Source organism: Stenotrophomonas maltophilia (assembly GCF_013464485.1).
GTDB classification, from domain to species: Bacteria; Pseudomonadota; Gammaproteobacteria; order Xanthomonadales; family Xanthomonadaceae; genus Stenotrophomonas; species Stenotrophomonas maltophilia_AW.
The window spans coordinates 47,179-61,029 of sequence record NZ_RAUX01000026.1 but is presented as its reverse complement, the minus strand read 5'-3'; the positions used below and the strand labels follow the sequence as shown (position 1 = coordinate 61,029).

16 protein-coding genes are annotated in these 13,851 nt (G+C 68.5%); 6 read left to right on the top strand and 10 right to left on the bottom strand.

The window, feature by feature from the left end; genetic code table 11:
• Window positions 1-5 precede the first annotated feature (5 nt).
• Window positions 6-467 carry a YybH family protein gene (locus D7Y61_RS11815; protein WP_180866398.1) on the top strand — a complete coding sequence of 154 codons (462 nt, stop codon included), beginning with the start codon at window positions 6-8 and terminating at the stop codon, window positions 465-467.
• A gap of 151 nt (window positions 468-618) precedes the next feature.
• Here D7Y61_RS11815 and D7Y61_RS11810 read toward each other — a convergent pair whose 3' ends face one another.
• The 5 genes from D7Y61_RS11810 to D7Y61_RS11790 all read right to left on the bottom strand — a co-directional run bounded on the left by D7Y61_RS11810 (window position 619) and on the right by D7Y61_RS11790 (window position 3,703).
• Complete coding sequence (locus D7Y61_RS11810; protein ID WP_107231405.1) at window positions 619-1,644, bottom strand: NAD(P)H-dependent glycerol-3-phosphate dehydrogenase; 1,026 nt, start codon at window positions 1,642-1,644, stop codon at window positions 619-621.
• Window positions 1,645-1,664: 20 nt separating this feature from the next.
• Window positions 1,665-2,183, bottom strand: coding sequence for a protein-export chaperone SecB (secB, locus tag D7Y61_RS11805; protein ID WP_180866397.1), 519 nt, complete (start codon window positions 2,181-2,183; stop codon window positions 1,665-1,667).
• Window positions 2,184-2,282: 99 nt separating this feature from the next.
• Complete coding sequence (locus tag D7Y61_RS11800) at window positions 2,283-2,720, bottom strand: rhodanese-like domain-containing protein (RefSeq protein WP_004153552.1); 438 nt, start codon at window positions 2,718-2,720, stop codon at window positions 2,283-2,285.
• Between the two features lie 57 nt (window positions 2,721-2,777).
• The gene (locus tag D7Y61_RS11795; RefSeq protein ID WP_180866396.1) at window positions 2,778-3,203 is read right to left on the bottom strand and encodes a hypothetical protein; all 426 of its coding nucleotides are present in this window, start codon (window positions 3,201-3,203) and stop codon (window positions 2,778-2,780) included.
• Between the two features lie 32 nt (window positions 3,204-3,235).
• Window positions 3,236-3,703 carry a YiiD C-terminal domain-containing protein gene (locus D7Y61_RS11790; RefSeq protein ID WP_008266702.1) on the bottom strand — a complete coding sequence of 156 codons (468 nt, stop codon included), beginning with the start codon at window positions 3,701-3,703 and terminating at the stop codon, window positions 3,236-3,238.
• A gap of 35 nt (window positions 3,704-3,738) precedes the next feature.
• Between D7Y61_RS11790 and D7Y61_RS11785 the strand changes: the two genes are divergently transcribed.
• The 3 genes from D7Y61_RS11785 to D7Y61_RS11775 all read left to right on the top strand — a co-directional run bounded on the left by D7Y61_RS11785 (window position 3,739) and on the right by D7Y61_RS11775 (window position 6,932).
• A complete protein-coding gene (locus D7Y61_RS11785) occupies window positions 3,739-4,548 on the top strand; it encodes a uroporphyrinogen-III synthase (RefSeq protein WP_180866395.1) in 810 nt (269 codons plus the stop codon).
• A 104-nt stretch (window positions 4,549-4,652) separates the two neighbouring features.
• The gene (locus D7Y61_RS11780; RefSeq protein WP_180866394.1) at window positions 4,653-5,630 is read left to right on the top strand and encodes a uroporphyrinogen-III C-methyltransferase; all 978 of its coding nucleotides are present in this window, start codon (window positions 4,653-4,655) and stop codon (window positions 5,628-5,630) included.
• A gap of 6 nt (window positions 5,631-5,636) precedes the next feature.
• Complete coding sequence (locus D7Y61_RS11775) at window positions 5,637-6,932, top strand: heme biosynthesis HemY N-terminal domain-containing protein (RefSeq protein ID WP_180866393.1); 1,296 nt, start codon at window positions 5,637-5,639, stop codon at window positions 6,930-6,932.
• 175 nt (window positions 6,933-7,107) lie between these two features.
• Here D7Y61_RS11775 and D7Y61_RS11770 read toward each other — a convergent pair whose 3' ends face one another.
• Complete coding sequence (locus tag D7Y61_RS11770) at window positions 7,108-8,403, bottom strand: acetyl-CoA C-acetyltransferase (RefSeq protein ID WP_029550824.1); 1,296 nt, start codon at window positions 8,401-8,403, stop codon at window positions 7,108-7,110.
• A 93-nt stretch (window positions 8,404-8,496) separates the two neighbouring features.
• Between D7Y61_RS11770 and D7Y61_RS11765 the strand changes: the two genes are divergently transcribed.
• Window positions 8,497-9,384: a hypothetical protein gene (locus tag D7Y61_RS11765; protein ID WP_180866392.1), complete on the top strand. Its 888-nt coding sequence runs from the start codon at window positions 8,497-8,499 to the stop codon at window positions 9,382-9,384.
• 101 nt (window positions 9,385-9,485) lie between these two features.
• Here the strand turns inward: D7Y61_RS11765 and D7Y61_RS11760 are convergent, their stop codons facing one another.
• The 4 genes from D7Y61_RS11760 to D7Y61_RS11745 all read right to left on the bottom strand — a co-directional run bounded on the left by D7Y61_RS11760 (window position 9,486) and on the right by D7Y61_RS11745 (window position 13,310).
• Complete coding sequence (locus tag D7Y61_RS11760; protein WP_180866391.1) at window positions 9,486-10,112, bottom strand: superoxide dismutase family protein; 627 nt, start codon at window positions 10,110-10,112, stop codon at window positions 9,486-9,488.
• 32 nt (window positions 10,113-10,144) lie between these two features.
• A complete protein-coding gene (locus D7Y61_RS11755) occupies window positions 10,145-10,714 on the bottom strand; it encodes a superoxide dismutase family protein (RefSeq protein ID WP_180866390.1) in 570 nt (189 codons plus the stop codon).
• A gap of 93 nt (window positions 10,715-10,807) precedes the next feature.
• Window positions 10,808-12,256 carry a nitrogen regulation protein NR(I) gene (gene ntrC, locus D7Y61_RS11750; RefSeq protein ID WP_180866389.1) on the bottom strand — a complete coding sequence of 483 codons (1,449 nt, stop codon included), beginning with the start codon at window positions 12,254-12,256 and terminating at the stop codon, window positions 10,808-10,810.
• Window positions 12,249-13,310 (bottom strand): two-component system sensor histidine kinase NtrB, encoded by a 1,062-nt coding sequence (locus tag D7Y61_RS11745; protein WP_180866388.1) that lies wholly within the window; start codon window positions 13,308-13,310, stop codon window positions 12,249-12,251. The genes ntrC and D7Y61_RS11745 overlap by 8 nt, the downstream gene beginning before the upstream one ends.
• 230 nt (window positions 13,311-13,540) lie before the next feature.
• Here D7Y61_RS11745 and D7Y61_RS11740 point away from each other — a divergent pair, with 230 nt between their 5' ends.
• Entirely contained in the window at window positions 13,541-13,837 is a 297-nt protein-coding gene (locus tag D7Y61_RS11740) for a HigA family addiction module antitoxin (RefSeq protein ID WP_108767277.1), read from the top strand.
• The last annotated feature ends 14 nt before the right edge of the window (window positions 13,838-13,851 follow it).

Sequence of the window (13,851 nt, the reverse complement as noted above, 5' to 3'; positions counted from 1 at the left end):
AGCCCATGCGTATCTGCCTGCTGCTGTTCGCCCTGTCCGGCCCGTTGCTGGCTGCCGGCAACCCGCCAGCCACGCCCGTCGCCACCCGGCTACCGGATGCCCCCCTGCCGCCGTCATTGCACCGCGTGCTGCGTGACTACGAGCAGGCATGGCGCAAAGGTGATGCCAAGGCGCTCGCCGCGCTCTTCGCCGTGGATGGTTTCGTGCTGCAGAGCAATCACCCACCGCTGCGCGGGCGCAGCGCGATCGAGGCCGCGTATGCCGGCCAGGGCAGCAGCCCGTTGCGGTTGCGCGCCTTGGCGTATGCGGTGGAGGGGAACACGGGTTACATCATCGGTGCGTACAGCTACGGCAACAACGTGGGCGATACCGGCAAGTTCACGCTCACGCTGAAGCGCGTGGGCGATGGGCCGTGGTTGATCTTCTCCGACATGGACAACACCAGCGCGCCGCCACGGGCGCGGTGATCGGGCGTTGCAGTAAATCCACGCCATGCGTGGATATGCAGCGCGCGTGGTGCCAAGCAAGCTTGGCACCCACCAAAGCCTGTCTCCCGTCCGGCACCCGCATGTGTACTCCCAGATGAAAAACCCCGGCACGTAGCCGGGGTTTTTCGATTCACTTGAACAGCGTGTCCGGGTATTCCGGTTTCTGTTCCCGCGCCAGCAGCGCGCGCAGGCCTTCTTCCGGTGTCTGCTCGCCGTGCAGCACGGCACGCACGCGGTCGGAGATCGGCAGGTCGATGCCATGGCGGCGTGCCTGTCGCATCACTTCGTCGGCGGTCTGCACCGACTCGACCACCTGGCCGATCTCGCGCACGGCGTCCTGCAGCGTCTGGCCACGGCCCAGGGCCAGGCCCAGGCGGCGGTTGCGCGACAGGTCGCCGGTGCAGGTCAGCACCAGGTCGCCCAGACCGGCCAGGCCCATCAGCGTTTCCGGCTTGGCGCCGATCGCAGCGGCCAGGCGCAGCATCTCGTTGAGGCCACGGGTGATCAGGCCGGCACGGGCGTTCAGGCCCAGCTGCATGCCATCGGCCACGCCGGTGGCCACGGCCAGCACGTTCTTCATCGCACCGCCCAGCTCGGCACCGACCATGTCGTCGCCGGTGTAGGCGCGGAACGCCGGGCCATGCATCGCCTCGGCCACCGTCTGTGCGAACTCGGGCACGTCGCCGTGCACGGTGATCGCGGTCGGCAGGCCCTGGGTCACTTCCTTGGCGAACGACGGGCCGGTGACGACGGCCAGCGGCACGTCCTCGCCCAGCACTTCGCGCGCCACTTCATGCAGGAAGCGGCCCGAACCGGGTTCGAAGCCCTTGGTGGCCCAGGCCACGCCGGCACCGGCCGGACGCAGCGGCGCCAGCGCACGCACGGTTTCACCGAAGGCATGCGACGGGGTCACCACCAGGATCCAGGCCGCGCCCTGCACCGCCGACGCCAGATCGGTGGTGGCACGCAGGCTGTCCGGCAACGGGATGCCCGGCAGGTAGCGCGGGTTCTCGTGGCGCTGGTCGATGGCTTCGACCACGGCAGCGTCGCGCCCCCACAGCACGGTCGGGTGACCGTGCCGTGCGAGCAGGCTGGCCAGCGCGGTTCCCCAGGAACCGGCGCCCAGCACGGCGATCTTGTCAGCGGTAGTGCTCATCCGTGACGTCGCGGCAGGAATCAGGCGTTGCCAGCCGGCTCGGAGTCAGCCAGCGACGGTGCGTCGCCCTGCTCCTGGCGCTGGCGCAGGGTTTCTGCGTACAGGCCTTCGAAGTTGATCGGCTGCAGGAAGAACGGCGGGAAGCCGCCGGCCTGGATCAGGTCGCTGATCAGCTGGCGCACGTACGGGAACAGGATGTTCGGGCACTGCGTGCCGAGCAGCACGTCGATCGACTGCGGGTCCAGGCCGACCAGGCCGAACACACCGGCCTGCTTCACTTCGGCCACGTAGGCGGTGCGATCGCCGGCCTGGCAGGTCAGGGTGACGGCCAGCACGACTTCGAAGGCGTTCTCACCCAGGCGCTGCACCTGCTGGTTCAGGTTCAGCTGCAGCTCCGGCTGCACCTGGTCATTGAAGATGATCGGAGCGTTCGGCGACTCGAAGGAAACGTCCTTGACGTAGATCTTCTCGACGGTGAAAGCAGGGCCGGTAGCGGCATCGACCGGCGCAGCGGCGCCGTTGGTGATCTCTTCGGACATTTCCAGTAACTCCAATGAATGCAATGAAAACGAGGGTCGAATTACTGCGATGGGGGCGGCATCAGGCCCATACAAGGCCGGATACGCCACCTGCGGCAATCAGTTGCGGCCCTTGACCAGCGGCAGCTCGGCCTGCTGCCAGGCGGGGATGCCGCCGTCGAGCACATAGACTTTCTCGAAGCCGGCCTTCTTCAGCGCCTTGGCTGCGGTTTCCGACGCGTTGCCGCTGCGGCACACCAGCACCACCGGCGACTGCTTGGCGTTGGCCACCAGCTTGTTGTCCGGGCCGAAGGCACTGGCCTGGGCGTTGCGGCTGCCGGCAATGTGGCCCTTCTCGAAGTCACCGCTGGCCGACAGGTCGACCACTACCGTGCCGCCCGCGTTCATCAGCTGGGTCAGTTCGGCGGGCTTGATGCCCTTGAAGCCCCGGAACAGGCGGCGGATCTCGGTGACGATGATGGCCACGGTCAGGCCGACCAGGGCCGCGGACAGCATCGGGTTTCGGCCTGCAAAGGCCAGCAACTCTTCGTAATTCACTCAGGTCACGGGTCGATTAAGCGGGCGCCGATTGTCGCACAAGCCGGACGCGGCCCGTCACTGCCCCTTCCACAGGTCCGGCAGGCCGGCGGTCTGCCACCAGCGCTTGGCCTCGGCATCCCAGCGCCAGCGCTCGACCACCACCACGGTGCGCTCGGCCTGGGTGTTCTGGTTGATCACCCCGATTTCAACCCGGCGCTCGACCAGGCCCCCGTCCAGCGCGGCGCTGCTGCGCTCGCGGTACGACGACACGCGCAGCTGTGCGTAGCGGTTGAGTTCGAACTCGGTGGGCGGCTTTTCCTTGCGCAGCTTGGGGTCGAGATAGCCGATGGCATCGTCCATGCTGCCCCAGCGGATGGTCGCCCCGTAGGCGATCTGGGTCTCTTCCAGCAGCTTGCGCTGCTTGCGGCTGAGATCGTCGGCCGAAGCCATGGCACTGGCCAGCAGCAGGGAGCAGATCAGGAACTGGATCAGGCGGCGCATCGGTGGTTTCCCCAGAACGTCAGCCTGCCATCCTACCCTTTGGCGAAGGCAACGAAGCGACCGCTGAACTCGGCGGCGGGCTTGCCATCGGCACCGGGCTGGGTGGCGATGATGCTGATGCGGGCCTTGCGGCGCTGCCGGAAGGTGTTCAGGAAGGCATCCCAGCCACTGGCTTCGGCCGCTTCGGCATGCGCGTGCAGGTCTTCGTAGACCGGCGCCAGGTAGCGCAGGTTGCTGTCAGCCACGTAGACCTCGGCATCATGGCCGGCCAGGCGCAGGCGCAGGCTGACCAGCGCCCAGCCGGACAGGGTCAGTACCGAGGCCAGGCTGCCGCCGAAAGCATTGCCCTTGTCGTTGACGTTGGCGGCCAGCGGCGCGGTGATGCGCAGCACGCCATCGGCATAGCCGTCGAGCTGGATCTGCATGGCGCGGACCGCCGGCATGCAGTCCAGCACGTCCTGCAGGGCGGCCAACGAGGAAGTCAGAGCATCAACGGACATCGGAGCAGCGACCACGACAACGAAGGGCCCGCATAATGCAGGCAATGGCCGACCATACGATACCCACTGGCGCCGCCGGTTCCGAGGCGGGCTGGACCTTCATTTCGCTGCGGCCGCAGGGCCAGAATACGGCGCTGCGCCGCGCCGTTGCTGGGCTGGGCGGACATGTACTGGCCCTGGCGCCCTGGCGCCTGCAGCGCCTGCACGGCACGCCAGTGGTGCACCAGCTGCAACGCGCGCTGAACTGTGATCGGGTGGTATTCACCAGTCCGGCTGTGGTGGCCGCAGCCGCGGCGCTGTTGCCGCTGGCCAGTGCGCAGCACAGCCCATGGCTGACGGTGGGTGAGGGCACCGCGCGCGCCCTGCGGGCGCACGGCATCACCGAAGTGCATGCACCGCAGCGGATGGACAGCGAAGGCCTGCTCGCACTGCCGGTCCTGGCCGAGGTGCAGGGCCTGCGCATCGGCCTGGTCACCGCCCCCGGCGGGCGCGGCCTGATTGCTGCACACCTGCAGGACGCCGGAGCCATCATCGAGCGCGCCGACGTCTATCAGCGTCGGCTGCTGCGCCTGTCGCCACGCGCACTGGCTCGATTGGCGCATTCAGCATATCCGTGGGTGCTGGCGGTCAGCAGTGGCGAAGCGCTGCAGCATTTCTGGCACCAGCTTCCGCCGACATTGCAGCAGCGCCTGCAGGCCTGCGCCAGCACGGTGGTGGCCAGTGAGCGGCTTGGCGAACAGGCGCGTGCATTGGGCCTGCAGCGCGTGGCACACGCGGCCGGTCCAACGGCGGCACAGCTGGCAGCAGCCGCACACGCCACGCTCACCGGCCCGGCAGCGACCTGAACAGGGACGGGCGTCACGCTTGCCGCTGTCGTCGGCAACAGTGATGCTGTGCACAACGCGGCCTGCCGGCCCCCGCCCGGCGACGTTGCCGACAAGGAAGCCCGATGAACGACACACCGCCCGTTTCCCCGCCCCGTCGACCCGTGCGTTGGCTGCTGCCGCTGGCCGGGGTGGTCGTGCTTGGCGCGGGTGGCTATGCCGGCTGGTACCTCTGGCAACAGCAACAGGATGAACAGCACGCACAGGCGCAGACTACAGCCGTGCAGCTGCAGGGATTGCAGGCCACGCTGGACGCGCTGCGCCGTGACCAGCGCGCGACCAGCCAGCGCCTGCAGGATGCGGCGGCCACCAACCGCGTGCTGCGCGACGAGATGCTGGGCCTCTCGCAGCGCAGTGCACTACTGGAAGAGAACCTGTCCAAGCTGGCCGACAGCGCCAACCAGGGCCGCCAGGCGGTACAGCGCGATGAGGCCGAGCTGCTGCTGACCCAGGCCGCGCAGCGCCTCAACTACGCCGACGACGTGGACGGTGCGCGCCGCCTGTACGCACAGGCTGCCACCGCGCTGGCTGATCTGCCCGACAGCGAAGGCCTGAACCTGCGCCAGGCGCTGGTGCAGGAGCGCGACGCACTGGATGCGCTCGGCAGTGGCCCGCGCGCGCAATCCCTGCAGCGCCTGGATGCTCTGGCCAAGGCCCTGCAGGGCCTGCCTTCTCAGGTGAGCGCCGACGCGGCGACCCACACGGCAAGACCGTGGTGGCAATCCACGCTGGCCCCGTTCGTGGATATCACCCCCAGCCGCCAGAATGGTCCGCTGACCATCGCCGAACGCCGCAATGCCGACGATGCACTGCAGCTGGAACTCACTCTGGCACGTGCCGCGATCGAACGTGGCGACCGCACCGGCCGCGATACCGCATTGGCGCGCGTGGAACACTGGGCGCAGCAGCGTTGGCCGGATTCACCGGCCCTGCGCGCGCAACGTGCTGAACTGAGGGCCCTGCGCGAACTTCCGCTGCAGTCCAGCAACTCCATTCTTGGCAGCACCCTGCAGCAGCTGCGTACCCAGACCGACCGGAGGTAAGCCCACATGAAACCCCTGCAATCCCTGGTCGTGCTGTTGCTGGCCGTAGCCATCGGCGTGGTCGCCGCGCAATGGCTCGGCGCCGATGACCTCAACCGCTTCGGCGAAGTGACCCTGCGCTACGGCGGCTACGACTACCACAGCAACCTGCCGAAGGTGGCGCTGCTGTCGGTGATCGCGGTGCTGGTGCTGTGGCTGCTGTGGAGCCTGATCGCTGCACCGTTCCGCGCCTGGGGCCGCTACCGCCGCAAGCAGGGCCGGGTGCGCCTGATCGACGGCCTGCAGGCCTACGAACATGGCCAGTGGCAGCGCGCCGAAAAGCTGCTGGACGGCGCCGCCAAGGACCCGGAAGTGAGCGCGGTGGCACTGGCCAATGCCGTACGCAGCGCGCAGGCACGTGCCGATGGCCCCGCCGGTGAAGCGCTGCTGCAGCGCCTGGGTGAAAGCGATGCCACCCTGCAGGCGCTGCTGCGTGCGGAACAGCTGCTGGCGCGCGATCTTCCGGTGGATGCGATCAATGCCCTGGACGTGGCGGCGATCCAGCCGCTGCCGCCACGTGGCCTGTGGCTGCGCACCGAAGCGCTTGCCCGCGCGGGTCGTGCCCACGAGGCCTACGGCCAGCTGGGTGCGCTGCGCCAGAGCAAGGTGCTTCCGGCCGAGTCGAACAGCGAACTGGAAGCCCGTCTGGCCGCACAGGCGCTGCTGGAAGCGGCCGACGTCAACGCGCTGGCCGCGCAATGGGAAACCACGCCGAAGGCGCTGCGCCCCACCCCGGACGTGGTGGGCGCCTATGCCAGCCGCGCGGTGGCACTGAACTGGGACGAGCCCGCGCTGCTGGCACTGGAACAGGCCCTGGACCATCGCTGGGACGACGCACTGGTGGCGCTGTATGGCCGCCTGCCCGCAGAGCGGCTGGCCACGCGCCAAGCCAACCTGGCGCGCTGGCGTAACGTGCATGACGACTCGGCCGCGCTGCGCCTGGCCCAGGGCCGCGTGGCACTGGGCCAGCAGCAGTGGGACGCCGCCGATGCGTTCCTGCATGAGGCCATCGCTGCCGGTGCCGGTGCACCGGCGTGGGAAGCGCTGGGTGAACTGTTCGCCCAGCGTGGCGATCACGCACTGGCGGCGCAGTGCCTGGCCAATGCGTTGCGCCTGCAGCGTGGCGAGGACAGCGTGGAGCTGGTGCGCGGCATTGCGGCCCCGGCGCGCGCCACGGTGGAAGAGCAGCCGATCGCGGTGCAGCCGCCGGTGTATGACGCCAACGAGGAACGCGACGAATTCGGCAACCCGCGGTTGCCGTGATTGGTAGTGCCGGCCGCTGGCCGGCTTTCACCGGTGAATTTGGCACCGTGCCAAGCAAGCTTGGCACCCACCAGAGCAACAATCCGAGCAACAACGAAAACGCCGCCCATCGGGCGGCGTTTTCATATGTGGAACCCGGTAGTCGCCAACCTTGGTTGGCGCGTGGTGGATGCGATCAGCGTTCGACGATCGCCACCACGCCCATGCCGCCGGCGGTGCAGATCGACACCAGCGCGCGGCCGCCGCCGCGCTCGGCCAGCTGCTTGGCCGCCGTTGCGATCACGCGTGCGCCGGTGGCGGCGAACGGGTGGCCGGTGGCCAGCGACGAACCCAGCAGGTTGATCTTGTCCGGGTCGATACGGCCCATCGGTGCGTCCAGGCCCAGGCGATTGCGGCAGTAATCCTCGCTCTCCCACGCACGCAGGGTGCACAGCACCTGCGCAGCGAAGGCTTCGTGGATCTCGTAGATGTCGAAGTCCTGCAGGGTCAGGCCATTACGCTTCAGCATCTCCGGCACGGCCACGGTCGGCGCCATCAGCAGGCCTTCGCCATGCACGAAGTCCACCGCCGAAACGTGCGCATCGCGCAGGTAGGCCTGCGGTTCGTGGCCGTGTGCGCGTGCCCATTCCTCACTGGCCAGCAGCACCGCAGCGGCGCCATCGGTGAGCGGGGTGGAGTTGGCGGCGGTCAGCGTGCCGCGGCCGGAGACCTTGTCGAATGCCGGCTTCAGCGTAGCCAGCTTTTCCAGCGAGGTATCCGGGCGCAGGATGTTGTCGCGCTCGACGCCACGGAACGGGGCGATCAGGTCGTTGAAGAAGCCACGCTCATAAGCGGCAGCCAGTTTCTTGTGCGAGGACACCGCCCACTCGTCCTGCGAGTCGCGCGAGATGTTCCATTCCTTGGCCATGTCTTCGCAGTGGTCGCCCATGCTCTTGCCGGTGCGCGGCTCGGCCACGCCGGGGAACTCGGGCTTCAGTTCGGAGAACTTGAAGCCGGCGGTCAGCGCGCGGATCTTGTCGCCGGTGCTCTTGGCACGGTTGGCAGCCAGCAGGCGCGCACGCAGCTTCTTGCCATACACGATCGGCACGTCGGAGGTGGTGTCCGAACCGCCGCCGATGCCCGATTCGATCTGACCCAGCGCGATCTTGTTGGCGACGGTGATGATGCTGTCCAGCGAAGTACCGCAGGCACGCTGCAGGGTGATGCCCGGGGTCAGCGGCGACAGGCCGGAGGACAACGTGGCTTCTCGGCCCAGGTTCCAGTCGCTGGAGTGCTTGATCACCGCACCCATCGCCACTTCACCCAGCTGCTGGCCGTGCAGGCCGAACCGTTCGACCAGCGCGCCCAGCGTACGGACCGACATGCCGAGGTTGCCGACATCCGAATACGCGGTGTTCTGGCGGCAGAACGGAATGCGGACGCCACCGAGGATGGCGACGGGACGAGCGTTGGGCATGGAGATACCTGGCATGGATGAGGGTGTCTGCAACATGGCCTGCACGACGGAGCAGGCATAATGGAGCCAAGTGTAGCTGCCGCCCTGTGATGGGCCAACCGTGGAACCATGAGCAAACCCGACCCCGCGATGAATGCCCTTGGCGTGCTGGCCTTGGAACTGGCCGGCGGCGAAATCCCCGGCCAGGCGGTACTCAGCGCCGAACAGGCCGGTGAACTGGCCGATCGCGTCGGCCGCGACCTGTCCAAGCTGGTGCCGCAGGTGGCCGAGCTGGACCTGGTGTTCGCCGCCGCCCATTTCGACCCGGCCGAGGTGCTGCGCCCGGGCTGGCCGATCCACCGCCGCCTGGAAGAACTGCAGATGCGTGCGCCGGGCCGCAACCAGGGCCCGCGCCTGCTGGCGTTCGGTACTGACGCCCAGGGTGACGTGCCGCTGCCGTTCCAGGCCGATGCCAGCCTGGTGGGTGGTGGCCTGCGTGTGGTGCCGTTCCTGCTGACCGGCAGTGACGTGGCCACCACCAATGCGGTGGCCGAGGCGCTGGAAGATACGCTGCTGGCCAACGGCATGGCCCATGCCGACACCGCGTTGATGGCGCAGAACACCTTTGGTGCACGCATCGAGCATGCGCGCTACTTCACCGTGAATGATCTGGCCGCGATGATGTCGATGCAGTACGACAACCAGGGCCTGGCCGCGCTGTGGCCGCTGATCGAGACCGCGATCATGGCGCCGGGCGAGGACGAGTGGCTCAATGCCGCGCCCGAGCCGCTGCTGCGCTATACCCATGGCGAAGCACGCATGGCGCTGTTCGACCCGGCCGGCTGGTGCGCGCACTACAACCACGGCAACAACGACTGCGACCGCCTGAAGGGCATCTACGAGCAGTTCCTGATGCGCCAGCGGCAGATGGCCGCGGTGCTGGAAGCGCACGGCGTGCCGGTGCTGTTCGTGCACTGCGAGGCCGGGCAGGACGCGCGCGAACTGCTGGCGCGCTGATAGGAAACGGCCGCCGCGTGTTGTAGAGCCGAGCGTGGGCTCGGCTCTACAGAAAGCGATGCAAAGAAAAACGCCGGCTTGCGCCGGCGTTTTCTGATGGCTTATTGCGCCTTCTGGATCACCGCACACGCCAGGCGCGCGCCGGCGTTGCCGGTCGGCTGGGTCTTGTAGTCGTCCGCATCGGCGTGGACGATCAGGCCGCGGCCGATGATGTCGAAGTCATCACCCTTGCCGATGTTGACGTTGCTCGACACCGGGCCGTCGATGGTGGCCACGCCCTTGTCGTCGGCCTTGATGTTGGGCATGTCGCCGCCGTGGTGCGGATCGGTGGCCACATTGCCGTGATCCTGGTGGCCCGAGTTGAAGTGGCCACCGGCGCTCATGCCGTCCGGCGCGCTGCAGTCGCCCTTCTCGTGGATGTGGAAGCCGTGCTCGCTGCCCGGCTTCAGGCCGCTGATCTGGCCGGTCACGTGGACCTTGCCGTCAACCACCTTGAAGGTGACGCTGCCCTTGGCCTCGTTGCCCTGGGTCGGTGCCAGCTCGGCGGTGGCCGAGGCGTCGGCCGCCGGGGCGGCAGCGGGTGCCGGTGCTGCGGCCGGTTCAGTGGTTGCACCCTCGGCCGGCGCGGCCGGCGGGGTTTCAGTCTGCGGAGCGGCCGGCTGCTGGCCGCAGGCCGCCAGGCCCAGCGCGGCGATGGCCGCAAACAGCGAAGTGTGGATCAGACGCATTGGAATCTCTCCCTGGATGAAGCCTGCGGTGATCAGCGGACAACCCGGATCACGCCACAGGCGATGCGGACACCGGCATTGCCGGCGGGCTGGCTGCGATAGTCGTCGGCGTTGGCATGCACGACCAGTGCACGTCCGGCGATATCGGTGGCGGCGCCTCCGCCAAGGGTAACGCCCTTGAGGTGGATATCGACGTTGGCGCGGCCCTGGGCATCGGCACGCAGGTTGTCCATGTCGCCCAGGTGGTGCTTGCCGGTGCCGGCGCGACCATGCGCGGCGCCACCGGGGTTGAAGTGGTTGCCGGCGCTGCTGGCATCCACCGCGCTGCAGTCGCCGCGCTCGTGGATGTGGAAACCGGCCTGCTGCATCGGCTGCAGGCCACCGATCAGGCCGGTGATGTGGATGCCAGCCGGTTCCACCATCAATACCAGGCGGCCACTGACGATGCTGGCCGAAGCTGGCGACAGATTGGCCTCGGCCTGCTTGGCGGTACTGACCACGGTTGGCGGCGGCGGTGTGGGCTGCGGCTTCTTCGGCGCGCTGCCACAGGCAGACAGCAACGCGGCAGCGGACAACAGCAGGATGGCAAAGGACAGACGCATCGAAGACTCCTTGCAGGTGACACTACGGACGGCATCGTCCATGAACGATCAACGGTTCGGCAAGCGGGCGCGAGGATCGCGTGCAGGGACCGTTCAATGGCCCCCGCGGCGGCGGCCAGCGCCCAGCTTGCGGGTAAGGGTATTGCGGCCCAGGCCCAGGCGGGCAGCGGCTTCGGCACGGCGGCCATGGGTGATCTGCAGCGCGGCCTCCAGCAGGGCATGGTCGACCCGCTCGCGCACCTGCGCGTGCAGCCCTTCCACGCCTTCGGCCAGCTGACGGCGTGCCCATTCGGCCAGCAGCGCTTCCCACTGCCCCGGATCGGCACCGCTGGTGCTGCTGCGACGACCGCGCGTACGGTTGAGCGCGGTATCGACGTCGGCCACGCCGATGGTGTCGGCGGCGGCCAACGCCGCCATCCGCCAGCACACGTTTTCCAGTTCGCGCACGTTGCCCGGCCAGTCGTGTTCGCGCAGCGCCTGCAGTGCGGCAGCGGTCAGGCGCTTCTGCGGCGTATCCAGCTTGCGCGCGGCGGCGGCCAGGAAGGTGCTGGCCAGCTGCGCGATGTCCTCGCGGCGCTCACGCAGCGGCGGCAGCTGCAGGCGCACCACGTCCAGGCGGTGCAGCAGGTCGGCGCGGAACTTCCCCTGTGCAACCAGCCCTTCCAGATCCTGGTGGGTGGCGGCAACCACGCGCACGTCGACGCGGATCAGTTCACGGCCACCGACGCGGAAGAACTCGCCCTGCGCCAGCACGCGCAGCAACCGGGTCTGCAGCGGCAGCGGCATGTCGCCGATCTCATCGAGGAACAACGTGCCGCCATCGGCCTGCTCGAAGCGGCCGATATGGCGGCGCTGCGCGCCGGTGAAGGCACCAGCCTCGTGGCCGAACAACTCGCTTTCCAGCAGCTCGGACGGGATTGCAGCGGTATTGAGCGCGACGAACGGCCCCTGCGCGCGCGGCGATTCGCGATGCAGCGCATTGGCCACCAGCTCCTTGCCGGTGCCGGTCTCGCCGGTGATCAGCACCGCCAGCGGCGCCTGCGCCAGGCGGCCGATGGCCCGGAACAGCGCGCGCATCGGCGGGGTATCGCCCACCAGTTGCGGCGGTTGGTCGCTATGCGCTTCGGCCGCAGGTGTGGGCGCCGCCAGTGCCGGTACAACGGCCGGCAGCACACGCTGCGCCAGCGCCACCGCATCGTCCAGATCGAACGGTTTGGACAGAAATTCGTGGGCGCCACCACGGAAGGCACCGGCCGTGCTGGCCACATCGGTGTAGGCCGACATCACCACCACCGGCAGCTGCGGCAGCGCGGCCTTGAGCTTGTCCAGCAGCACCAGGCCATCGTCGCCGGGCATACGCACATCGGTGAACAACAGCGCCGGCGGCGGGCCTTCGCTCAATGCCTGCAGGGCGGGGGCGGCGCTGTCGAAATCGACGACCTGGTAGCCCGCCTCGCGCAGCGCGGTGCACAACACGAAGCGCACGGCACGATCATCATCGACCACCCAGATGCGCTGCCGGGACGAAGAAGATTCAGACATCGCGCGGGGCCTCCTCGGCCGGGGCGGTGCCGTTGCCGATCGGCAGCAGCAGGGTAAACACGGTATGGCCCGGGCGCGAGCGGTAGGTGAGCGTGCCGCGATGCTCGCGCGTGACCTGCTGGGCCAGCGCCAGGCCAAGCCCGGTGCCTTCGGCGCGGCCGCTGACCAGCGGCAGGAACAGGTGTTCGGCCAGTTCTTCGGGCACGCCACGGCCGTCGTCGGCGATCTCCAGGCGCAGCGCCAGGGTGTGCAGCTGTTCGGCAATGCGCACGCCATGTTCAACGCGCGTGCGCAGGGTGATGACCCCGGCGCCGGCCTGGATGGCGTTGCGCACCAGGTTCCACACGGCCTGGGTGAGGCGGTCGGCGTCGCCGGCGAGTTCGGGAATGCTGGGGTCGTAGTCGCGCTGCAGGCGCACCGCCCAGCCTGCCTCGCTTTCGGCCAGGCGCAGCACGCGCTCCAGCGAAGCGTGGATGTTCAGCGGGGCGTGCGGCGCGGCCGGTGCCGGCGACAGCAGCTGGTCGAGCAGGCCGTTGAGGCGCTCGATCTCCGAGCCGATCAGTTCGATCAGCTCACGTTCGCTGGCATCGCGCTGGGCCGCGCGGCGGGCCAGCAGCTGGGCCGCGCCCTTCAACCCGGCCAGCGGGTTGCGCAGCTCATGGGCCAGCCCCTTCAGCGCCGCACTGAGCGCGCTGGGCAGGGCCTGGGTCGGGTCGAGCCCGGGGAATTCATCGACCGGATGCGCCTCCAGCAGCCAGCCGCCATCGTCGCGGCGGCTCATCCAGCCCTCGGCGAAGCGCGGCGCCTCGCCGGGCACCGCCAGCGCCAGCCGGTTCAGGCGCAGGCTGTCGCGCTCATCGCGGGCCAGGAAATGGGCCAGTGCCTCGCCCTGCACTTCCAGTGCAGCCAGCGGCCGACCCAACAGGCGCCGGACGCTGACGCCCAGCCAGCGGGCGAAGGCCGGATTGCAGCCGGCAATGCAGCCATCGGCCCCGGCCCAGGCCAGCGGCGTGCCCAGGGCATCGAGTGACGGCGGGGGTGCGGGGTCGGGCATTGCACCAATGTAGTGCAAAACCGAGGACGAGCATCAGATCACGTCGAGTACGTCACCGGACGTCGTGCCCGGGAATTACCTGTCAGGCTTGCTGATCGGATACTAACGCCTTACGATACTATCGATAGCCGTTACTACCATGCAGATCCAGTCGTTTGCCTGCAAACGCACGCAGGCGCTGTTCGATGGCCAGCGCGTGCCGAGGTGGTACCACTTAAGGAGTCGCGCGCATGCGAACCGTCCCCTACCCCGCTCCCGGCGAGATCCTGCTGCATGAGTTCCTGGAGCCACTTGGCATTACCCAGTACCGCCTGGCCAAGGCCATTGGCGTGTCACAGCGCCGGATCGGCGAGATTGTTACCGGCCAGCGCGCCGTGACGGCAGATACCGGACTGCGGCTATCCCGTTACTTCGGCGTGTCCGACAAGTTCTGGATCGGTCTGCAGGCCGATTTCGATGCGGCGATGACCAAGGAGAAGCTGGCTGAGGTCCTGGCGCGGATCGAGCCTTACAACGCGGTGGCATGAACCTGTCCGGGGTC